At 43.1% G+C, this 22913-nt stretch carries 13 protein-coding genes; 10 read left to right on the forward strand and 3 right to left on the reverse strand.

The genetic code is table 11. The features are described from left to right. Positions 1–169: response regulator (locus tag ABUA47_RS13440; RefSeq protein ID WP_349831662.1), on the forward strand; the 169-nt coding region annotated here is incomplete at its 5' end. Positions 170–237: 68 nt separating this feature from the next. On the opposite strand, the gene ABUA47_RS13445 is transcribed toward ABUA47_RS13440, so the two are convergent. Further along, positions 238–1068, reverse strand: a complete 831-nt coding sequence (locus tag ABUA47_RS13445; protein ID WP_005827058.1) for a hypothetical protein — start codon at positions 1066–1068, stop codon at positions 238–240. Between the two features lie 129 nt (positions 1069–1197). Between ABUA47_RS13445 and ABUA47_RS13450 the strand changes: the two genes are divergently transcribed. Next, entirely contained in the window at positions 1198–2628 is a 1431-nt protein-coding gene (locus ABUA47_RS13450) for a CCA tRNA nucleotidyltransferase (protein ID WP_008664002.1), read from the forward strand. 36 nt (positions 2629–2664) lie between these two features. Here ABUA47_RS13450 and ABUA47_RS13455 read toward each other — a convergent pair whose 3' ends face one another. After that, positions 2665–4917: an inorganic phosphate transporter gene (locus ABUA47_RS13455; protein WP_034522753.1), complete on the reverse strand. Its 2253-nt coding sequence runs from the start codon at positions 4915–4917 to the stop codon at positions 2665–2667. A 403-nt stretch (positions 4918–5320) separates the two neighbouring features. Here ABUA47_RS13455 and ABUA47_RS13465 point away from each other — a divergent pair, with 403 nt between their 5' ends. From ABUA47_RS13465 to ABUA47_RS13495, 7 genes are all read left to right on the forward strand, one after another. After that, entirely contained in the window at positions 5321–6979 is a 1659-nt protein-coding gene (locus tag ABUA47_RS13465; protein ID WP_035449344.1) for a DUF6377 domain-containing protein, read from the forward strand. A gap of 296 nt (positions 6980–7275) precedes the next feature. After that, the gene (locus ABUA47_RS13470; RefSeq protein WP_347774779.1) at positions 7276–10311 is read left to right on the forward strand and encodes a TonB-dependent receptor; all 3036 of its coding nucleotides are present in this window, start codon (positions 7276–7278) and stop codon (positions 10309–10311) included. 42 nt (positions 10312–10353) lie between these two features. Then, positions 10354–12153 carry a RagB/SusD family nutrient uptake outer membrane protein gene (locus ABUA47_RS13475; protein ID WP_022401142.1) on the forward strand — a complete coding sequence of 600 codons (1800 nt, stop codon included), beginning with the start codon at positions 10354–10356 and terminating at the stop codon, positions 12151–12153. 116 nt (positions 12154–12269) lie between these two features. Further along, entirely contained in the window at positions 12270–13664 is a 1395-nt protein-coding gene (dcuC, locus tag ABUA47_RS13480; RefSeq protein WP_034529524.1) for a C4-dicarboxylate transporter DcuC, read from the forward strand. A 15-nt stretch (positions 13665–13679) separates the two neighbouring features. Next, positions 13680–14825, forward strand: a complete 1146-nt coding sequence (iadA, locus tag ABUA47_RS13485; protein WP_009037984.1) for a beta-aspartyl-peptidase — start codon at positions 13680–13682, stop codon at positions 14823–14825. Then, positions 14822–17854 (forward strand): M14 family zinc carboxypeptidase, encoded by a 3033-nt coding sequence (locus ABUA47_RS13490; protein WP_022401144.1) that lies wholly within the window; start codon positions 14822–14824, stop codon positions 17852–17854. Before iadA ends, ABUA47_RS13490 begins: the two co-directional genes overlap by 4 nt. 29 nt (positions 17855–17883) lie before the next feature. Beyond that, on the forward strand, positions 17884–19911 hold the full coding sequence (locus ABUA47_RS13495) for a glycoside hydrolase family 97 protein (RefSeq protein ID WP_081027257.1): 2028 nt from the start codon (positions 17884–17886) through the stop codon (positions 19909–19911). Between the two features lie 27 nt (positions 19912–19938). Here the strand turns inward: ABUA47_RS13495 and ABUA47_RS13500 are convergent, their stop codons facing one another. After that, positions 19939–21999 (reverse strand): RNA degradosome polyphosphate kinase, encoded by a 2061-nt coding sequence (locus tag ABUA47_RS13500; RefSeq protein WP_347764205.1) that lies wholly within the window; start codon positions 21997–21999, stop codon positions 19939–19941. Positions 22000–22154: 155 nt separating this feature from the next. Between ABUA47_RS13500 and ABUA47_RS13505 the strand changes: the two genes are divergently transcribed. Beyond that, the gene (locus ABUA47_RS13505) at positions 22155–22649 is read left to right on the forward strand and encodes a metallophosphoesterase family protein (protein WP_044467334.1); all 495 of its coding nucleotides are present in this window, start codon (positions 22155–22157) and stop codon (positions 22647–22649) included. Positions 22650–22913 lie beyond the last annotated feature (264 nt).

Consider the following 22913-nt stretch of genomic DNA (forward strand, 5'->3'; position numbering starts at 1 on the left):
TCGCAAGAAGGATAAGGAACTTCCCATCATCATGCAGACCGCTTACGCCTTTACTGCCGACCGCGAAAAAGCCTTGGAGTGCGGAGCCTCGGAAGTGTTGGTAAAACCCATCACTCTGTCTGCTTTGCGTACATGTCTGAGCCGTTATTTACCCAAATTGGTTTGGTAAGGCTTTACTGATAATAAAAAGGGAACCGGATGACTAAGTAATGAATATATCATCCGGTTTCCTTCTTTTTATTCTTGTGCATTGTCTTTTCTCTCTTCCATCTTCTTTTTTACAAATTCGATTTTGAGATTGGCTTCTTCCATATTCTTCTTTATTTCCGTCATGGATGACAGCAGTTGTGCCAGTTCGTAGACGCTGGCAAGGGCCTGGCGGTCGGCGGCAGTCATGGTGATGGAATAGGGACGTTCCCCTTGATAGTTGACTTTGATATTCTTGTCCTTGTTCAGATAAAGGAACCCCATGACGTTTCCGTCTTCTCCCAGTTTGAAGTCTGCCTTTTCAATCTTTTCACCGAGGTCAGTGGTTTCGTAGCTGTCTTTGGCGGCGGGTGTTTCGGCAAAGCTACCATCGGGAGCAGTGACTTTGACGGCCACATGGTGGATATTATGGGCTCCGCAATAAATGGAAGTCATGCTCATGACTCCGTTTTCGTCTACCTGGAAGCGAAGGAAAGAGCGATGCAGATTTTTTTCTATCACTTGGGAAGGATGAAGGTAATTGCCGATATTCTGGTATTCGGCATCTTTTTCAAAGGTGTATTTCCCTTTGATTGCATCGAAATCCTTTTGCTTGGCTTGAAGCATACTGTCCAGATAGACCAGGCTCTTTTCCTGCTCTTTCAGTTCCACTTCCTGCATCAGGCCGATGCCTGCACGGCGAGTTTCAAACGCTTTGGGATAGAGCATCTTGATGCTGTCAATCAGAATCTTCGCTTCATTGTAGTTGCCGAGTTCAAACGCTTCGCGGGCAGCTTGTAGTTTTTCACCGGCCTTCTTCTCCACATCTTCGCAAGAGAAGAGTGTACAGCATAGGCATGCAAGGAGTATTACTTTTTTCATATTTGTTGTTCTTGGAGTTAGAGTCCACAAAAATAGAAATAATATCTTTATCTTTGCAGCATTTTAATGTGCAAATGTGCTAATAGACCATTAACACATTTGCGTATTCATTACATTAGCGCATTATTTATGATAGATTTGACGGCAGAAGAACTGAAGCAATATTTTAGTGATGATATATTCAAGCGGATATCCGAAACGGCTGATGAATTGGGATTGGAATGTTACGTAGTCGGTGGATATGTACGTGATATTTTCCTGCAACGTCCTTCCAAGGATATTGATGTGGTGGTGGTAGGCAGTGGCATTGCCATGGCCGAGGCGCTGGGTAAGCGTCTGGGGCGTGGGGCGCATGTTTCCGTCTTCAAGAATTTCGGTACGGCACAATTGAAGTACTATGGTACGGAAGTTGAGTTTGTGGGTGCAAGAAAAGAATCGTATACACACGATTCCCGCAAGCCTATTGTAGAGGACGGTACATTGGAGGATGACCAGAACCGCCGTGATTTTACCATCAATGCACTGGCTGTTTGCCTGAACCGGGTGCGTTATGGCGAGTTGGTCGACCCCTTTGGCGGTATTGGAGACTTGAAGGAAAAGACCATCCGGACTCCCCTCGACCCTGATATAACTTTCAGTGATGACCCTTTGCGCATGATGCGCTGTGTCCGTTTTGCCACCCAGCTGGGATTCTATATTGACGATGAGACATTCGATTCTCTGGAGCGTAATCGCGAACGCATCTCCATCATCTCCAAAGAACGCATTGCAGACGAACTGAACAAAATCATCTTGTCACCTATTCCGTCTAAGGGATTCATTGAGCTGGACCGCTGTGGTCTGCTGGAACTGATATTCCCGGAACTTGTTAGGCTGCAAGGCGTGGAGACGCGCAATGGACGCGCCCATAAGGACAATTTCTACCATACGCTCGAAGTACTCGACAACATCAGCAAGAAGACCGACAACCTTTGGCTACGCTGGGCAGCTCTTCTGCATGATATAGCCAAGCCTGCCACCAAGCGTTGGGAACCCCGTGCGGGCTGGACGTTCCATAACCATAATTTCATTGGCGAGAAGATGATACCCGATATTTTCCGCAAGATGAAGCTCCCTATGAATGAGAAGATGAAATATGTGCAGAAAATGGTGAGCCTGCACATGCGTCCCATTGTGATAGCGGATGATGTAGTGACCGACTCGGCAGTGCGTCGTCTCTTGTTTGAGGCAGGTGATGATATAGACGACCTGATGACACTGTGCGAAGCCGACATTACTTCCAAGAATATGGAGCGTAAGAAACGCTTCCTTAATAATTTTCAGTTGGTACGCCAGAAGCTGAAGGATTTGGAGGAACGCGACCGTATCCGTAATTTCCAGCCTCCGGTCAGTGGTGAAGAAATCATGAAGACTTTCGGCCTTTCTCCTTGCCAGCAGGTAGGTGCCTTGAAGAGTGCCATTAAGGATGCCATTTTGGACGGCATCATTCCCAATGAATACGAAGCCGCCCGTGCATTTATGTTGCAACGGGCGGAGAAGATGGGGCTTAAGGAGTTATGAGTTATAAGTTGCATGTTATGTACCATGCGTTATAACTCATAACTCTTCTTTTTCTACTTGGAACTTGCGGCTTACTTTCATCAGGTTGATGGTGTAGGTCACTACGTTCTGGGCTTCTTGTATCATAGTCAGGTATACCATGCTGACTTTGATGCTGCCGCTCTGGCTTTGGATGCGTTGCAGCTCTTCGCGTTTCAGGTGAGACAACTGTCCGTTGAGGTCGTTGGCTTTGCGAATCTCTGTTTCCAGTTCATCATAATTGTTCGTTTCCAGCTTGTGGCGGCATACTTGTAACAGATAGCAGATGTCTTCGGCTACGTCTGTAAATTCTCCTTTCTGAATGGCATCCAGCGGATTGAAGTTATTGTCTATGTGCTCTAAGCAAGGTTCGCAAAGACGGCCTACGCTGTACACCAGTTCGCTGGCAAAGTCGTTGCCTTGATAGTAATAGAGTCCTTTTTCCAGTACGGTATTGTTGTCGAGACGGCACATGGCAAGTGTTCCGGTACGCTTCATCTGCTTGATGAGTTGTTTTTCGAATTTTACTGAGCCCATGGCACGACGCAGTCCGCGTAGATTCTCGTGTAGGAAGGAAGTGACGGTACGTTCAAAATTCTCTTCTGTGAATTCCATAATCTTCACCAGTTCTTCACGGGTATGCTTGCGGAGCAATTCGATGACTTCATTGTTGTCCGTACTCTTCATCAACTGTTTCAGGGTCTCGTTGCCTTTTTCTTTCTCCTTGCGCTTTTTGTACATCACTTGGCTACGAATCAGCATGAAGACTGCCAGACCAATCAGTGCCAGGATGGCAACCGTACCGCCGAAATGGATAATCAGTGCTACGAAGAAACAGATGGTGAACGCTGCTCCGGCAGTGATGAACCAACCGCCGATAACGCTGAGCACACCCGTAATGCGGAATACCGCCGAATCACGTCCCCAGGCACGGTCGGCAAGCGATGTACCCATGGCTACCATAAAGGTGACGTAAGTGGTGGAAAGGGGAAGTTTCAAGGAAGTTCCCAAGGCGATGAGCAGACCAGCCAATACGAGATTGACGGAGGCGCGAACCAAGTCAAAAGCGGCGCCGTCGGCTATGATGGCTTCATCCTTCTGGAAGCGTGTGTTCATCCACCGCTTGCTGCTTTCGGGCATCGTTTTGGATATTCCGTTAGCCAGAGTCATGCTGAAGCGTACCAGCGTACGGGCTATCGGGGTACTTCCGAAGTTCTCTTCACCGTCATCCTGGCGGGCAAGGTCCACGGAAGTCTTGATAACGTTGTGGGCTTTCTTGGATGTGCAGAGTGCATAAACCATAATGGCGCCTGCACCGATAAGGAAATACCACGGGGTTTTGGCTGCACCGAGGAGTGAGGACATCAGGAATCCGTCGGGGCCGGCGGCCGTACCATTGGCTGTATAGTCAATAAATGAGGAATATCCTGCGAGGGGGACACCGATAAAGTTCACCAAGTCATTGCCGGCAAAGGCAAGAGCGAGGGCGAAAGTACCCATCAGAACCACTACTTTGAAGACATTTATCTTGCACCAATGCAGTATCTGCATCAGTATGGTGAAGAATACAAAGAAACCGGTTATCAGCAATGCGGTATTGTCGTGTATCCATTGCTTGTTTTCAGGGGTCATGAATGAGCTGTCTTTCAGCCCCTTTATCAGCATGAAGTAGATGATGCTGGTGGCAGCTATACCACCGAACAGCGCGATGCTGTATTTCATGTTCTTCTTGTAGTTGAAGGTGAACACGATACGTGCCAGCCACTGTACCAGCATACCGAAGAAGAAGGCAATGGCTACGGATACAAAAATGGCCATGATGACAGACAGTGCCTTGTCTGTATTGATGAGGTCGCCCAGTCCCAATGTATCGCTGTTATAGACCTTGATGAGCGCCAGTGCGAACGTACCTCCCAACAGTTCGAACACCATGGATACAGTGGTGGAGGTAGGCATTCCCATAGTGTTGAAGACATCTAATAGCACGACGTCCGTCAACATGACGGCAAGCAGAATGCACATGATTTCGGCAAAGTAGAAGTGCTCCGGTTGATAGATGCCGTGTCGTGCAATGTCCATCATGCCATTGCTGAGTGCCGCACCGATGAAGACGCCAATGCCTGCAATGAACAGTATGGTTTTGAAAGATGCTGCCTTTGCTCCGACAGCCGACTGAAGAAAATTGACCGCATCATTACTGACACCTACCACGAGGTCGAAAATCGCGAGTACGAACAGAAAGATGACGATACCCAGATAAATTGTTTCCATAGACATGTATTTTATTTCCGGCTGCAAAGGAAAGAGTTTGGTGTTGCAGGGAAATGTCATACATGTTACAGAAATGTTACAAATGTTTTGGAATAGAATGGTATTGTGCTAAGAGCGATTGCTCTTATTCTCCCAATAATCATTAATGTTAAGCATTTAAGAGTAACAATATAAGTATAATAGAAGAGTGGATGCTTTTGTGTTTCGTATTTGGTTATTTCTATGTTAAGCAGCCAAATTACTAGTTAATTGTTTGCAGATGTCGAGAATTCTTGCGAATATTGCATACAAGTTGTGTGTAGAATTGATTGTAATTAGAACTTTGATATTAAAAATCAAAGATGTATGTAACTTTTTTAATTCATTTATTAAATAAATGAATTCTACCAACGAGTATAGAAATATGAAAAACCATTTTTGTTTAAACCTATTCTTCTTACTATATTTGTTTTTTTGTGCTGGATGCAAGCAGCATATCTCAGATAGTGCTGCTAAGGCAAATGAGGCATTGTTTACTCAATTAGATAGTCTGATAGATAATTCTGATAAACTTATTTTGCAGAAAGAGGAGCGAATAGAGGCGTTGAAGCATTCACTAAGACAATCTAAGGCATTTGAGAAACAGTATGAACTTAATCAGGCTATTTATCAAGAATATCGCGTGTATGATGCAGATTCGGCTATGAAGTATACTACACAAAGCCTTGATTTAGCACGACAATATCATGATAAGAATCGTGAGATTGAATCTTTATTAGGTATTGGTTTTGTTTATACGGCTAATGGCTTGCTTAGTCAAGCCTCTGAAGTAATGCATTCACTCTGTTCTTCCAGTATGCCTCGCTACTTACGTTCGCGTTATTATGGTCAGATGCGTACTCTCTGCTCGCGGTTGCAACTCTATTCATTAGGTGATGATGCATTACATGAGCATTATGGTCAACTTTATGCGTTATATTCAGATTCAGTATTGCAGACGGCCACTCCTGACGAGCCACGCTACCTTTATAGCCGTGTGTGGAAATATCAAGATGTTCCCGGTGCACAACGTATTGCCATTAGGGATGAGTTGGAAAAGGAAAAACAACGTCTTCTACCTAATAGTCGTAATTATTCTATTTTAGCTTATAACTTGGCTCTACTTTATGAAAAAGAACACAACCATACCAAGTGGCTGGAAAATATGATTCTCTCAGGTATTGCTGATGTATATGCTGTGAATCGTGATATTGGTTCGTTGTATGCATTGGCTTCCTATTTATATGAACAAGGTCAGTTGGACCGAGCCTATCGTTATAGTACTTATTGTTCTGATATCGGTATAACTTTTAAGAGCCGTGTACGACTGCTTCATCAGCAGAAGTTGCAGAGAAGGATACATCAAAGTTACATTGAACGTGATCATATGCAACAGAAGCAGCTAAAGCTATTCCTTTTATTTATTAGTTTTCTCACTATTGTATTGCTGATAGCTCTTTTCTTTTTGAGAAGGCAAACAAGAAGACGTAGGAAAGCTTTGGTTGAGCTACATGTGGCCAATGGTAGATTGAAGAGTCTTAATAGTGAACTGCAAAAGCTCAATTTGGTTCTACGTGACACAAATTATATTAAGGAGGAGTATATTGGTCAGGTATTCAAACTTTGTTCATCCTATATTTGCCGTATGGAGGAGTATCGTAAAAAGTTAAACCGTAAATTAAAGGCTGGGCAACTTGAAGATTTAAAGAAGATGATTAGTTCTACTTCTACCATGAGCGATGAAATGAAGGATTTTTATGAGAAATTTGATTCCATTATTCTACATTTATACCCTGATTTTGTAGAGCACTTCAATAGTTTGCTACGTCCCGAAGAACATATTGAAGTGAAGTCTGGGCGGCTTAATACAGAACTTCGTATTCATGCTTTGATACGAATGGGGGTAACGGATAGTGAGAAGATTGCAGAATTTTTGCACTGTTCACTGCAAACCGTATATAATAATCGTTCTATAACTTTAAATAAATCTTCGCTCAGTAAGGAGGAATTTCTTCGAGCTGTGAAAGAGGTTTGTAAAAAGTAATTTGAAGACTGAGCGTTTCTCTCATTTTTTACCCACATGTATATAGATAATTGCCATTCAATAGCTTAATACTATCGAATGGCAATTATCTATATACATGTTTTTGATTACCGATTTAATTTAAATCACTACTGAAAATCTATTGAGTCTGTCTGTAATTGAAAGATAATCAGTAATATATAACTTTGTGAATTTACCAAATCCTCTACCAGTGAATATAATCGGTTGTTACATTGTCTAATTTTGCTCTCGAGATTTTTTACACACAAGTTCCTATTAACTTAAAAATGTAATTTATGAAAACCAGACAAAAATCGAGAGACGCAAGTGGTATTTTGCTTGTCTGTCTTATGTGGATGCTGTCACTTTCAAGCTCACTTCATGCACAGACATGGAATATTAACGGAAATGTGACAGATGAACAAGGAGAACCGATAATCGGTGCCAATGTAGTGATACAAGGTACGGGTACGGGCACCATTACCGATGTAGAAGGAAACTTTAAACTCGCTTTAGTGACTAAGGGGGCGGTAATGGAGATAAGTTTCATTGGGTATATATCCAAGACATTGCAGGTGAAAGACGCATCATCGTTAAAGATTGTACTGAAAGAAGATAACCAGGCACTGGATGAGGTGGTAGTAGTAGGTTATGGTGTACAGCGCAAAAGTGATCTTACAGGTTCGGTTGCTTCAGTTAACTCGGATGTACTTGAAAGTCGCCCACAAGCTAATTTGATTCAATCTTTGCAAGGAGCAGTTCCAGGATTGAATATTAGTGTGACGGGTAGTAATGCTGAAGGTTCGTCTACTACTACACGTATTCGTGGTAACAACTCCATTACGGCCGATAATAAACCTCTTGTTATTCTTGATGGAATACCTTTTGATGGTCCATGGTCGGAAATCAATCCCAATGATGTAGAGAGTATAGAAGTATTGAAGGATGCCTCTTCAGCAGCCATTTATGGTGCTCGCGGTTCTAACGGTGTAATCCTTATTACTTCTAAGCGCGGTAAGAAAGACAGATTGACGGTATCATACGATACTTATGTTACTATTGACCAGCCTATCAATTTACCTCGTATGATGAATGGCAAAGAATTCTATAAGTATAAATCTGAAGCTTTCAAGGCTACCAATACTACTCCTCCTACAGAAGAGAATCCTGAACCTTGGTTAGATAACTTTACTCCTACTGAATTAGCTATGTATGCTGCCGGTCAGAGTACTGATTGGATGAAGTTGGCAACACAGACCGGTATAAAACAACAGCATAACCTTTCTTTCCGTGGTGGAGCTAACAAAACCAGCTATTTCATTTCATTGAACTATACGGATGTGAAAGGAACTGCGGTAGGCAATGAGTTCAAGCGTTATAATGTACGTTTCAATCTTGATCAGGAGTTTAATAGTTGGTTGAAATTTTCTACTACTACACAGTTAGGTCGCTACGATCGTAGTGGTAGCAGTGCTTCTTTTTGGCGGGCTATAAAACAAGTTCCGTTGGGACGTGCTTATAACGAGGATGGTTCACTTACACTTTCTGCTACTGAGGACTCCTCTTCAGCTTTCAGCATTAATCCGTTGGGATCTCTTAATAATAAGACAAAAGATATCCGTGCAAAGGTTATCACTAATAATGTGCTTGAGGTAAAGTTTCCCTTTATTAAAGGGCTGAGCTATAAATTGAATACAGGCTTCACTTACCAAAACAGCTCCTATAAGAATTATCAAGGTTTGGATACCTACGAAGGAGCTAGTGCTAATGGCGTATTGAATACTGATGACTGGCATTCAGAAGAATGGATTTTGGAGAATATTATTTCTTATCAACGTGAATTTGGTAAACATCGTATATTTTTCACAGGATTATATTCTGCTCAAAGCAAGGAATATGAACAGAATACAATGGAAGGTAAGAATTTTCCCAATGATGTGATGTATTATTACCAGATTTCTAAAGCTGCCACAATGTCTGGTAATTCCAATTATTATAAAGAAAATCATATTTCACAAATGGGGCGTTTGAATTATACTTATGATGATCGTTACTTGTTGACTCTTACTGCTCGTCGTGATGGTTACTCCGCTTTTGGTGAAAGTTCTAAATTCGGCGTTTTTCCTTCAGCCGCTATTGGATGGAATATTTCCAATGAATCTTTTTTTAAAGACAAGCCTATAAGTGAAACCATTAGCAATCTGAAATATCGCTTGTCATGGGGTAAAAATGGCAATGAGGCTATCAGTGCTTATAGTACACTACCTAATCTTTCAACTTACAATTATCTGAATGATGATCATACTGCACAGTTTGGTTTCTATCCGTCGAAGTTAGCTTCGCCCGGTTTAGGTTGGGAAACTACTACATCTATTAATACTGGCTTTGATATTGCACTTTGGAATGGACGTATTCAGAGTTCATTTGATATTTATTGGTCTAAAACCAAAGATTTGCTGCTTTCCCGTTCTATTCCTACCATTAATGGTACTGGCTCTATTACTGAGAATCGTGGACAGACCCGTAATCGTGGTTTTGAATTCCAGATAACTTCTAATAACATTACACATAAGAGTTTTAGCTGGAGCACCTCTTTCAACCTCTCACACTATCGTTCGGAGATTGTAGATGTTGGTTTGTATGATGCTAATGGAAAGCCGGTTGATGATGTGGCTTCCAAGTGGTTTATTGGTGAACCTATCAATGTGAACTATGATTATAAAATTATCGGTGTATGGCAGATTGCTGATCCGTCTAACCCGACAGGGCAGCAAGATCCTAACTATCGTAATTCGTATCCTGGATATGTGAAATACCTTGATGTAGATGGTAACGATATTACAACGGCTGATAAGACTATTATAGGGTCGGCTATTCCTAAAGTAAATATGAGTTTGATGAACACTTTTGAGTACAAAAACTTCACTCTGAGTGTGTTCTTAACGGCTCAGTTAGGACAAACCCATCTGAATGCCTTGTATGATACAAGCCATAATTCATATCGCCAGAACCGCTTTTTGGTGGATTTTTGGACTCCAGAGAATCCTACGAATAGCTATCCGAAAAATAGTTTGAATAGTGATGTGAATCCAGAGGGAGCCAGTTTCTATGAAAAGACAGATTTCTTACGTATTTCCGACGTTACATTGGGTTATAATTTCCCACAACAATGGTTGCGTCGTACTTTCATCAAACGGCTCAATCTTTACATGAACATTAAGAATTTGGCTACAATAACTGGCTGGACAGGTATGGATCCGGAATTTCTCAATGATCAATTGGCTGCTCCTCCAGTACGTTCGTTCACTTTTGGACTAAAGTTAGATATTTGATGAGAGTAATATATCATAAAAAGCTAAAATGAAATTGCACATATGAAAAAAATAACATATTTCAATGTCTTAGTGTTTACAGTATTATTGCTCACTATGGGCGGCTGTAATGAGGATAAGTTTCTTAAGGAAGATCCTCGTGATGCACTTTATCCTGAAAATTTACTTGTAGATTACAATGGATTTAAATCGATGATAACGCCTCTTTATGGTCTTATGCGTGCAGAGTATCGCCGTGCTGATGCAATGGGAGGAAGTATTGCGCTCTGTCTGCATTCTGCCTGGGGTGGAGGGGTAGATAATTCATGGGCCAATAATAGTCATGCGGAAATGAAGTTCCTCTACAATCCCAAAGAGATAACTTACACTGATCTTGCTATTTGGAATAATATTTTCCAGTGGGGATATCGTATCATCAACACTGCCAATATGGTTATCTCAAGAGCTGACAATGATGGCATTAACTGGGGAAGTGGTGCTGATGCTGAAAATCGTAAAAATGAGGTGTTGGCCGAAGCTCGCTTTTTCCGTGCTTGGGCTTACCGTCACCTTACCTATTCATTTGGTGCAGTGCCCCTTTCAACACAAGAAATTACAGGATTGAATTATCGTGATGATTGGGACCGTGCTTCCTTGAGTAGTATTCGCGAAGTGATGGCAGAAGATTTCCAGTTTGCAGTCGATAACCTTCCTTTGCGTACTTCTAATAATAGTAAAGTCTCTGGTGCTGTGGCACGTCACTATTTGGGTGAACTTTATTTGGCAGAAGGTAATGCTGAAAAAGCAGTTTCAGTACTGAAACCATTAGTGGAAAGTGGAGAATATTCCCTTATAAATCAACGCTTTGGTAGTAATGCTTCCAATGATGGATGTCCTTTTATTGACGTATTTTATACTCCTATGTATGCTGATGGAAATACGGAGGTGTTACTGGCTTTCATTAACACAGAAGAGGAGAATAGTGCCTATGGTACTGCAAATGTCTATATGACTACAACTTATAAGAACTATTATGCTAATGATGGCGATTGTAAAAAGACAAACCAGCATAATCCGGACTATATCAATAACGGTGGTGAAGGTTCATTTGCACAAGTCTTTTGGCAAGCTAATGGTGGTAAGGGAGCCGGACGTGTAGTTCCTTCCAGAGGAGCACTTCGTTTGTACAATTATAAAGGAATGGGAGAACAAGATGACCGTGTATCTGCCAATGCTATCGTATGGAGTATTAATGATGTAGATGCTGCCGGCAATGTAACCAAGGTATTTGATTTAGGTGGTACTGCACTTATTGATACTACGGTTAATGCAGCCATGCTAACTTCTACTTCCATTAAAAAATATGATTGGCCTACTACTCGTAAATGGGATTATACTCCACCTATTTTGGCTAATGCAGCTAATGATGGACACTATGCGGACATTGTTTATTTACGTTTGGCAGATACATATTTACTTTATGCAGAGGCTCTTTACAAGAGTAATCAAGTAGGCGAGGCCATTAAATGGATAAATAAAGTACGTAATCGTTCCAATGCTGTAAGTATTACTGAAGATGATCTTAGAATCGGTGGTATGGATTTCATTCTTGATGAACGCAGCCGTGAACTGCTTACGGAGGAAGAACGTCGTCATACATTGGTACGTGTTTGCCAAGAAAATGGTGGTGACGAACGTGATACCAATAACTATTTCAAACGTCGCATGCGTGAACTCAATGAGATAGCTGGTATTGCAGGACGTGGTATGGATGAATATGAAACTCCTGTCCTTTTCCCGCTGCCGCAATCATTCATTGATGCCAATACTGGTAATCCTTTGGAAAATAATCCGGGGTATTGATAGATAATAGTCAGATATAAATACCGCATATAAACGGCTTTGTATATATCGGTGTTTATATCTGATTTAGATTCATATATTCAAAAGAAAACAAAAACTTAATATCTTGATACATCATGTCCGAATTGGCTTTCATTTTTAGTCTTCTTATGGTAGGGATTACAGCGGTAGGTCTTTATCGTAAGCTCAATCCTCAAGGTCTTTTGATGCTTTCCGGTTTATTAATGCTTACAGCTGCTTTTTTCATGCAAGTGCATTCGGTAGTACCTAGTAAAGCTACGGGAATGGTGGTGTTTGATTTGGTAAGGATGATAGAGGAAGTTTTTCTTTCTAATTTGGCGCGTGCAGGGTTTATGATAATGACAATTGGCGGTTATGTAGCTTTCATGAATAACATAAAGGCTACTAATGCATTGGTCTATATTTCCATGAAGCCATTAGGTCTTTTTCGACGTTATCCTTATTTGGCGGCTACTATAGTTATTCCTATTGGACAATTACTTTTTATTACTACTCCTTCAGCTGCCGGATTAGGATTGTTGCTTGTGGCTTCGGTTTATCCTGTTTTAATTAGTTTGGGAGTAAGTCAACTTACAGCATTGTCAGTCATTGCCGCTGCTACTCTATTTGATCAGGGACCGGGGTCGGCAAATACTGCTATGGCTGCCGAATTGATAGGACAATCCAATGTGGAATATTTCATCACTCATCAACTTCCTTTAGTAATTCCTACTTCCTTGGTTGTAATGGTACTCTTCTATTTCAATAACCGTTATTTTGATAAAAAAGATGCAAAGAAACAGCAGGATGGCATATTGCAGGTGTCAAATGTGACTGCAACCTCATTAGTAGAAAAACCGGATGTTCCATTGGCTTTTGCGCTACTCCCGGTATTACCTTTGGCTCTTCTCATTTTCTTTTCACCTTTTGTGGGACTGTTTCAGCCTACTGTAACATTGGGTACCACTACTGCTATGCTTTTTTCTCTGTTCTTATCATTGGTATTTGTGTTGTTTCATACTCGTAGTGTGCGTACTACTTTTAACGTTTTTGCAAGTTTTTGGAAAGGCATGGGAAATGTGTTTACTTCAGTTGTAACATTGATTGTAGCTTCAGAAGTTTTCTCTAAAGGACTGATTGGTTTGGGATTTATTGATTCATTGGTGGGTTATTCCTCTCATATCGGACTTTCGGGATTAGCTATTGCCGCAATCTTTACTCTCATTATTTTTGGAGCTGCCATGCTGATGGGAAGTGGCAATGCAGCCTTTTTTTCATTTGGTCCTTTATTGCCGGGTATAGCCACTCAGCTTGGTTTGCCGGTTTTTTCATTGATACTTCCTTTGCAGTTGGCGGCAAGCATGGGACGTGCCGCATCTCCTATTGCCGGAGTCATTGTTGCCATTGCCGGGGTAGCCGGTGTGTCATCAGTGGAGTTGGCAAGGCGTAATACATTTCCTTTAATAGGAGGAATTGTTTTCTTGATACTTTATCATCTTATCACTTTCTAAAATTAATCGACAGCTATGTTTACATTGATAAAGAATGCAAATTTATATGCTCCTGCCTATCTTGGTAAAACAGACATTTTGCTATGCGGAGAAAAGATTGCGCATATTTCAAAGACAATTGAACTGAATGAATCATTTTGCCATACTATTGACGTGCAAGGTAAAATTGTTACTCCGGGATTTATAGATCAGCATGTACATATTACTGGTGGAGGAGGGCAACAAGGTTATGCCTCATTAGTCCCCGAGGTGACTATGAGCGAACTGGTGGCATGTGGTACTACTACTGTATTGGGTATGCTTGGTACTGATGGATTTGCCAAAGAACTTACTACGCTTTATGCCAAGGCCAAAGCTATTGACGATGACGGATTGTCGGCTTATATGCTGACAAGTTATTACGGATTGCCTACCAAAACATTGATGAATAGTGTGGCTGACGATCTTATCTTCATAGATAAAGTTATTGGCTGTAAGCTGGCGATGAGTGATGACCGTAGTCCGTTTCCGACAGAGCAAGAGATATTACGTATTATACATCAGGTACGTTTAGGGGGATTTACATCTGGTAAAGGAGGAATTCTCCACATTCATTTGGGAGCACTTCCGGAAGGTATTGAGCCCTTACTCAATATTGCTCGTCACTATCCTACACTGATATCTTATCTGTCTCCTACTCATCTGATACGTACTGAAGCTCTTTTTATGCAGGCTGTAGAATTTGGTAAATTAGGTGGAATGATTGATTTTTCGACTGGTGGCTCAAAGTTTGATACTCCCCATCGTTGTGTGATACGTGCATTGCGAGCTGGTGTCCCCCTTGATCGCATTACTTTTTCTAGTGATGGCCATGGTGGCGTACGCAGAGTGAATCCTGAAACTGGAGAAATAACTTATCGTCCTGCTCCTTTGAATTTAAATTTCAAGGAGGTAGTTGCATTAGTCAATGAGGAGGGGGTACCATTGGAACAGGCGATTACATTGATAACATCCAATCCGGCTCGTAATCTGAAATTACGAGCTAAAGGTATTGTGGCACAAGGAGCAGATGCAGACTTGTGTTTTTTGGCGGAAGATTTGCAGCTTACAGATGTCATTGCCCGTGGTAAATTTGTAATGCAAGATGGTACAATAGTAAAGAAGGGAAGGTACGAATTATGAAGAAGCTGATTATATTTTATATTGGATTCCTCTGTATTTGTTTATCTGCAATAGCGAAACAGACTTTGGAAAGGCCAAGAGGTGAACATTTCTTCACTTATAGTCAATACCCTCCTTTTGCCGATCGCCCGGTAGATGTACATTATTATATACCTTCCCAGGGGGATATTAAACAAATGCCTATTGTATTTGTCTTTGAAGGAGGAGACCGCGGCTATCGTTATCTTTTGGACGGTTGGAAAGAAGAAGCGGAGAGAAAGGGTTTTATGCTTTTTATACCTCACTTTGATTTGAAATCTTATCCTTTGGCAGACTATCAGGAGGTGGGGGTGATGAATGCTGCCCATACAGTAGCTAATGCTCCCGAAAAAATTACACCAGTGTTGGTTGATAAACTATTTGAATATGTGCGTCAATTTACGGGAAGCATGCGCAAAGGATATATGATTTATGGTCATTCTGCTGGTGGGCAATTCGTACAGCGTTTCATGCTTTTTCACGATAGTCCTTATGTGGAAAAAGCTATTATAAGTTCTCCCGGTTGGTATACTTTTCCTGATTTGGCCCAGACATATCCTTATGGTACGGCTGGTATCCCCTATATTTCATCTGAACAGATAAAAAAATACTTGTCAAAACCTATCATACTACAGCTGGCTTTGGGAGATACGATACGTGAGTCTTTTCTACGCAAGACTCCTGAAGCTGAACGACAAGGACGAAACCGTATGGAGCGTGGGCGTAGTTTCTGGCTTTATATTCACCAGTTGGCTGCATCCCGTGGTTGGGAATGCCATTGGCGCAAGATAGAAGAGTGCGGCATCGGGCATGAGGCTGTCCCTATGGGGAAACAAGCTGTGCCATTATTGACGACAGATTCTTTACGGGTACTTTTTATAGGTAACAGCTATACTTTTTTTAATCGTTTGCCATGGCAAGTCCAATCGTTAGCATCCTCATGTGGAAAAAAAATATCAGTGCGCCAGGTTGCTAACCCTGGTTGGTACTTGAGACAGCATGCAGCCAATACGCAAACATTAGAGGCGATTCGTGAAGGAGGATGGGATTATATGGTGATGCAGGAACAGAGCAAGGCACCTACTCGTGAAAAGGAATGGGTAAAGAAGAATGTATTCCATCCTGCGGCGCAGTTAGATAGTTTACGCCGTCTTTATGCCCCAAAAGGAAAAAGTGTCTGTTATATGACATGGGGGCGTAATAATGATACTTATGAAGGAATGCAGCAGCAACTTACGGAAAACTATTTGGAAATGGCTGATGTCCTTGATGCTTATTGTGCTCCTGTGGGTGAGGCATGGAGACGTGTACGTAGAGAGTGTCCAAGTTTGCAGTTGTATAATTCTGATGGCAGCCATCCTAGTCCTGCAGGCAGTTATTTGGCGGCTTGTGTCTTTTATGCAATTTTTTTTGGTGAGCCTTTTAGCAGCGATTATTATGCAGGTCTACCGTCTGAAACGGCTCTTTATTTACAGAGGATAGCACAAGAAGTGGTATTAGCTAATCTTGTGTTATGGAATAGAAATCAGTCGAAGCAACCTGCCGGAGTAACTGCAAGTTTCTATCCTGACCCCAAATTTGACCGTGAGACACCTACTCTAAGTAAACCTTACGGTAGCGGATTGGCATCGGTTGATGAGATAAAGGACTATTTACAACAATTGGTTGTACGTTCTCCGGGTTTGGCATATATGGAGAATATTGGTGTTACCAAACAAGGACGTACCATTCCGGTACTTTATTTGGGTACTCCCGACAAGAAGAAGGTAAGGGTATGGATTCAAGCGGCACTGCATGGTAACGAGCCGGCAGGTGCTGAGGCTGTATGCATGCTTGTCCGTTACTTACTTTGTGAAAAAGAAGGACGTGAATTGCTGAATCATATAGCTGTGGCTTTGGTTCCTATAGCCAATGTTGATGGTTATGCCATTCAGCAACGTCGTTCGGCCGATGGTTACGATTTGAATCGCGATCAGAGCAAATTAGAGGATGCTGTCACTTTGCTGTTGAAGCAGTCCTATCAGCAATGGAATCCGGACGTAGCTCTTGATATTCATGAATATACACCTTTACGTCGTGAGTTTAACTTATTACGTGGAGTGCCGACAGCAAATGCTGCTGATGTACTTTTTTTACCTACAGGACATCTTAATGCGCCTTTAGCTTTACGTACGCTGTCTGAAGAACTTTTTCGTCGTGAGGCAGAGGTCGTTTTAAATAGTGCCGGTTATGCTTCCGGTTTCTACTTTACTCCTCGTGTGGCAGATGGTTCCCTTGTTCTTGTAAAAGGTGCCAAAAGTCCGCAGTCCAGTTCTACTTTTCAAGCATTGACGGGAGCTGTATCGCTTTTTGTCGAAATAAGAGGTATTGGATTGGGACCGGAGTGTTTTGCACGTCGTAGTGAGTGCGGTTTCTTGGTGGCACGGCAAACGTTGGTTACTGCTGCGCAACATCGTGCTTCAATTAAACGTAAGATAGAACAAGCCAGGAAGCGCACCTTGAAAGCTACTGAACCGATATATGTTACTTTCACTTCGGATACTGTACGTCATGTAGTCTCTTTTATCGATTATAAGGCCAATGAACTGTTTAAGACTGAACTGCCAACCCTTGATGCCATGCAGGCAACACCTCAATTGATGCGTACTCGCCCTAAGGCTTATCTGCTCGATGCTCCCTGTACAGAAGCAGTATGTAAGCTTCGAGCGTTGGGTGTACACATTGAGCAAGTTACCCGTGTACAAAAAGCAAAAGTTGAGCGTTACAAAGTAACCCGTCTGTATCGTGCAGAGAAGGAATGGGAGGGGATTCATCCGGTAAATGTAGAAACGGATGTCTATGAAGATAATGTAGAACTTCCAATAGGTAGTTGGTTGGTACCTTTGGCACAACCTTTAGGAAATTTGGTTGCCACGTTGCTTGAACCGGAGTCTGTCTGTGGTTTCGTAAACTTCTGTGTTATTCCGGCTGAGGAAGGAAAGGGACTGTTTGTCAGTAGACTTATAAAATAAGAATTGGATATATAAAATTAAATTCGGTAATGACTATGAAACTAAAAAAAACGCTACAGATTATACTTGCTTTATGTTTAGGCCTATGGATGATTTCATGCCAGCAGGAACATATCAAGTTGACCTCTCCAAATGGAAAACTTTCTTTAGAGTTTACACTTGATGAAGAAGGTGCTCCCCGATATTGTTTAAGACATGCGGGGAAGAATATTTTACTTCCTTCACGTCTGGGATTGGTTTTGAAGGATGCGCCAGATCTTTTGACTGGTTTCGTTCTAAAAGAGGTTAAGCATGATTCGCATAATGATGTGTGGCAACCAGTATGGGGGGAAGAGGCTGAAATTGTAAATCATTATAATGAATTGAGGGTATGCCTCAAGGAAGAAACATCGTTGGAGCGGGAACTGAATATTATTTTTCGTCTTTTTGATGATGGGATGGGATTCCGGTATGAGTTCCCGCGCCAGCAACAGCTACAAGAGTTTCTTATTGATGACGAAGTGACTGAATTCGTTTTTCCTGCAGATTATGATGCTTGGAGTATTCCAGTGAAAGGAGTTCGTTTTTACGAGGCCTTATTTGAGAAAAAAACTCTTAGTAAGATGGGATGGGTAAGCACTCCGGTGACGATTGAGACAACAGATAGCCTTTATTTGGCTATTCATGAAGCAAATCTTACAGATTATGCTGCCATGAACTTGAAGCCGGTTGAACAAGTTGAAGATAATAAAACGGTTACATTACGTGCGGCTCTTACACCTTGGAGTACAGGTGAGAAAGTACGTGTTACCGATACCCGTGTATCTCCTTGGCGTACAATGATAGTGGCTGAATCTGCCGGTGATTTGCTTCTTTCCCGTCTCATGTTAAATCTTAATGAACCTTGTCGTATAACCGATACTTCCTGGATACAACCTATGCGCTATATTGGAATTTGGTGGACTTATCACATGAAGCATAACACCTGGCATGCCGGTCCCCATCATGGGGCCACAACAGAGAATACAATGCGTCACATCGATTTTGCTGCTGCCAATAACCTGGGAGGTGTACTGGTGGAAGGGTGGAATGAAGACTGGGCTACTTGGAAGTTTAGTTTCACAAAACCTTATACCGATTTTGATATACAACGTATTACTGATTATGGGCGTAGCAAAGGAGTAGCTTTGATAGGACATCATGAAACTGGCGGTAATGTTTCCAATTATGAAAATCAGATGGAAGATGGTTTCAAGTTCTATGAGAAATATGGTGTGCATCAAGTAAAAACGGGTTATGTGGGCGATTTGCTTGATGGGAAAGAATATCATAGCAGTCAGTTTGGTGTACTTCATTATCGCAAGGTAATAGAGGCTGCTGCCCGTCACCGTATCTGTATTGATAATCATGAACCGGTGATTCCTACAGGTTTGCAGCGTACTTTTCCTAATCTGATGACACAAGAGGGAGTACGTGGACAAGAATGGGACGCTTGGGATGTAGATGGTGGAAATCCTCCCTCTCATACCGTAATATTGCCTTTCACTCGTGGGTTGGCAGGCCCGATGGACTTTACACCGGTGACGTTTCGGTTTGTTAACGATGTAATGCCACAGACACGTGTACATACCACACTGGCCAAACAATTGGCGCTGTTTGTGGTGCTCTATTCACCGTTACAAATGGCTTCGGATGAAATAGAGAATTACGAGGCTAATCCGGAACCTTTTAATTTTATAGTATCTTGTCCTACAGATTGGAGCAGAACAGTGGTGCCGGAAGCATGCATTGGCAGTTATGTTACTATTGCCCGTTGTGATAAAGGAGAGGGATGCTGGTATATAGGCAGTATCACGGGAGATGAGGAACGAACGGCTAATATCAGTCTGTCTTTTCTCGATACAGATAAAAGATATCTGGCTACTATTTATCGTGATGCTCCTGAGGCCGATTATGAGACATGTCCTGCTGCTATACTTATAGAAGAGCGCGAAGTGACTTATAGTGATACCCTCACCATTCGGCAAGCACGTAGTGGAGGAACTGCCGTACGTCTGTGTCCTATAAAAGACAGTTGAGCCGGAGGTATATTGGGGCAGAGTTGTTTATATTTTCTCTCTCAAGTATTCGTAAAAGCTATATTGCGACCGTACCTTCTCCTTTTGCGGTCGCGACGACTTCCAGCGGTTTCGCAACCGGTCGTCCACAAAGCAGGCTTTCCGTTTGTCCGACAGTTGTATGGATAGCATATCGATGAGCTCTTGCTTCAAGTCCGGGTCCAGAATGGGGGTGACGGCTTCGATACGGCGGTACAAGTTACGCCGCATCCAGTCCGGCGAGCCGAGGAAGAGCTTGGGTGCGCCGCCGTTGCCGAAGTACCACACACGGGCATGTTCCAGAAAGGTATCCACGATGCGTGTCACGCGGATGTTGTGGCTGTACTCCTGCCCGGGGATGAGGCAGCAGATGCCGCGGACAATGAGGTCTATCTCTACACCGGCTTGCGAGGCTTCGTAGAGGCGGTCTATCATGGCGGGGTCTTGCAGGGCATTCATTTTTAGGATAATCCGTCCTTGCTTGCCTTGCCGGGTCAGTTCTATTTCGTGATTGATGAGGCGGTTCAGTTCAGGAATCAGGTTGAAGCGGGCCACAAGCAGGCGGTGGAACACTGGATTTTCCTTTCCCTGCAGAGTACGGAACAAGTTGTGCAGGTCGTTTACAATCACCGGGTTGCAGGTGAATAGTCCGCTGTCCGCATAGAGGGTGGCGGTCTTTTCGTTGAAGTTGCCGGTGCTGATGTAGGCGTAGCTTGTCAGTTTGCGCCCTTCCTTGTCGCGGCGTAGCACGAGGGCTACTTTGGCATGTACCTTTAGTCCTGGTATGCTGAAAATGATGTTGATGCCGGCGGCTTTCATCATCTCGGCGGTGGCGAGGTTGTTTTCTTCGTCGAAGCGGGCTTTCAGTTCCACAAAGACGGTGACTTTCTTTCCGTTCTGTGCGGCGGCTATTAGGGTGTTGATGACGGTGGAGTTCTCTGCCACGCGATACTGGGTCACCATGATTTCACGCACGGTGGGTTCGTGGACGGCTTCATATAGAAAATGGATGAAGTGGTCGAAGGAGTGGTAGGGATAATGCAGCAGCAGGTCCTTCTTCTCCACATAGCGGAAGATGGATTCGCGTTCGTCCAGGCAGGTCAGCTTCATGGGCTGGGGTTTCTTGATGGGACGTACGCTTTGGTTGGGATTAGGCAGATGCCGCAAATCCTCCATGTTGAGGTGCTTGTCTCCCGGCACCAGCTCCCGGCGGTCTATGCGGTAGGCATCTACCAGAAAGTCGAGGAAGTCCTGGGGCATGGCGCGGTCGTATACAAAACGGCACACGGCGCCTATCTTGCGTTTCTTTACCTTCTTCTTCACCTGCTCGATGATTTCGGAGGTATTGGCGGCATCGTCTATCAGAATATCCGCATCGCGTGAAATCTTGATGCAATAACTGCTGTCCACTTCATAACCGGGGAAGATGGTATCCAGATTGGCCTTGATGATGTCTTCAATGAACATCAGATAATAGTCTTTCCCCACCTTGGGCAGCTGGATGAAGCGCGGCACTTTGCTGTACGGCAGTTTCATCACGAAATACTGGATGCGGTTTGGAGAACTGGCGGGAGCTCCTTTCAGATGAAGCCGTACGGCTAGATAGAGACGGTTGTCGCGCAGGAATGAAATCACCTTGTCCTTGCTTACGGGCACCGGGGCCAGATAGGGGAATATCTCTTCGCGGAAGAAGCTGCGCACAAAGTCGCGGTGAAACGGTTCTACGTTGCGGCTCTGATAGAATATGATGTGGTGTTTCCGTAGGGCGGGCAGTATCTTCTGTTCGTAGATGCGGATACGGTCTTCCAGTTGGCGGTTGACTTCCCGGTTGATTTCATCTACCAGCTCGGCGGCGGACTGCACAGTCTCTTCATCGCTTTGCGAGGCTCCGGTGGCTATGGCTTTATGGTCGGCCACGCGTATCTTGTAGAATTCTTCCAGATTGGAGGAGTATATGGAAATGAAGTTGATGCGTTCGTATAGCGGCAGTGTATCGTCTTCGGCTTCCAGCAGCACGCGGTAGTTGAAAGACAGCCAGCTGATATCACGTTTGAAATATCTGTTTTCCATAGTTTAATGTGCTAAAGTGATTAATGTGCCAATGTGCTAATGAAGAGAAGTTCGCGGATGGTGCGCAGCCAATTAGCATATTGGCACATTATCACATTAGCATATTGATTTCTTTCCCAAATATAATTACCTTTGTCTTAATAAACAAAGGAAAGATGACAAAAGTTGGTTTATTATCGGATACGCATGGCTACTGGGATGAAAAGTACCTGCAATATTTTGAAGACTGTGACGAGATATGGCACGCCGGCGATATCGGTTCGCTGGAAGTGGCACAGAAGCTGGCGGCTTTCCGTCCCTTCCGTGCCGTGTATGGCAATATTGACGGGCAGGAGATACGGCAGCTCTATCCGCAGATTCTCCGTTTTACGGTGGATGGGGCGGAGGTGCTGATGAAGCATATCGGCGGTTATCCCGGCAACTACGACCCTTCCATCAAGGGCAGCATTCTGGTGCGTCCCCCAAAGCTGTTCATCAGCGGGCACTCGCATATACTGAAGGTGAAGTATGACAAGACGTTGGATGTACTCCACATCAATCCGGGCGCTGCGGGCATTCAAGGTTTCCATAAGGTGCGTACGATGGTACGCTTTGCGGTTGATGGGGGAACGTTTAAAGATTTGGAGGTGATAGAACTTGCTGACCGATGATGTAGTTTGTTTATTTACAATGGATTGTATTTACCGATTGTTTACGCTATAGTGTAAAAGCCGTTACATGCTAATGTAAAGGTCGTTACGCTATTGGGTAAAGGCCGTTACACTATTTGGTAAAGGTCGTTACACGCTGAGGTAAAGACCGTTTCATCAAGGGGTGACGGCCGTTACGCACTGAAGTATGTCTTTTCCTGATTTAGCTAGACGCTTTTTCTTTTTATAACCGATATCAGTAGACGGTTCTTGGAATGTTGTACT

The sequence above is a fragment of the Bacteroides sp. RTP31139st1_H2_RTP31139_211217 genome (assembly GCF_040227615.1).
GTDB classification, from domain to species: Bacteria; Bacteroidota; Bacteroidia; order Bacteroidales; family Bacteroidaceae; genus Bacteroides; species Bacteroides uniformis.

Bases quoted from the DNA above. Each gene is read 5' to 3' on its own strand.
- ABUA47_RS13455 (WP_034522753.1), bottom strand. From the start codon at position 4,917: ATGGAAACAATTTATCTGGGTATCGTCATCTTTCTGTTCGTACTCGCG.
- ABUA47_RS13465 (WP_035449344.1), top strand. From the start codon at position 5,321: ATGAAAAACCATTTTTGTTTAAACCTATTCTTCTTACTATATTTGTTT.
- dcuC (WP_034529524.1), top strand. From the start codon at position 12,270: ATGTCCGAATTGGCTTTCATTTTTAGTCTTCTTATGGTAGGGATTACA.
- ABUA47_RS13505 (WP_044467334.1), top strand. From the start codon at position 22,155: ATGACAAAAGTTGGTTTATTATCGGATACGCATGGCTACTGGGATGAA.
- ABUA47_RS13490 (WP_022401144.1), top strand. From the start codon at position 14,822: ATGAAGAAGCTGATTATATTTTATATTGGATTCCTCTGTATTTGTTTA.
- ABUA47_RS13470 (WP_347774779.1), top strand. From the start codon at position 7,276: ATGAAAACCAGACAAAAATCGAGAGACGCAAGTGGTATTTTGCTTGTC.
- ABUA47_RS13445 (WP_005827058.1), bottom strand. From the start codon at position 1,068: ATGAAAAAAGTAATACTCCTTGCATGCCTATGCTGTACACTCTTCTCT.
- iadA (WP_009037984.1), top strand. From the start codon at position 13,680: ATGTTTACATTGATAAAGAATGCAAATTTATATGCTCCTGCCTATCTT.
- ABUA47_RS13450 (WP_008664002.1), top strand. From the start codon at position 1,198: ATGATAGATTTGACGGCAGAAGAACTGAAGCAATATTTTAGTGATGAT.
- ABUA47_RS13495 (WP_081027257.1), top strand. From the start codon at position 17,884: ATGACTATGAAACTAAAAAAAACGCTACAGATTATACTTGCTTTATGT.
- ABUA47_RS13500 (WP_347764205.1), bottom strand. From the start codon at position 21,999: ATGGAAAACAGATATTTCAAACGTGATATCAGCTGGCTGTCTTTCAAC.
- ABUA47_RS13475 (WP_022401142.1), top strand. From the start codon at position 10,354: ATGAAAAAAATAACATATTTCAATGTCTTAGTGTTTACAGTATTATTG.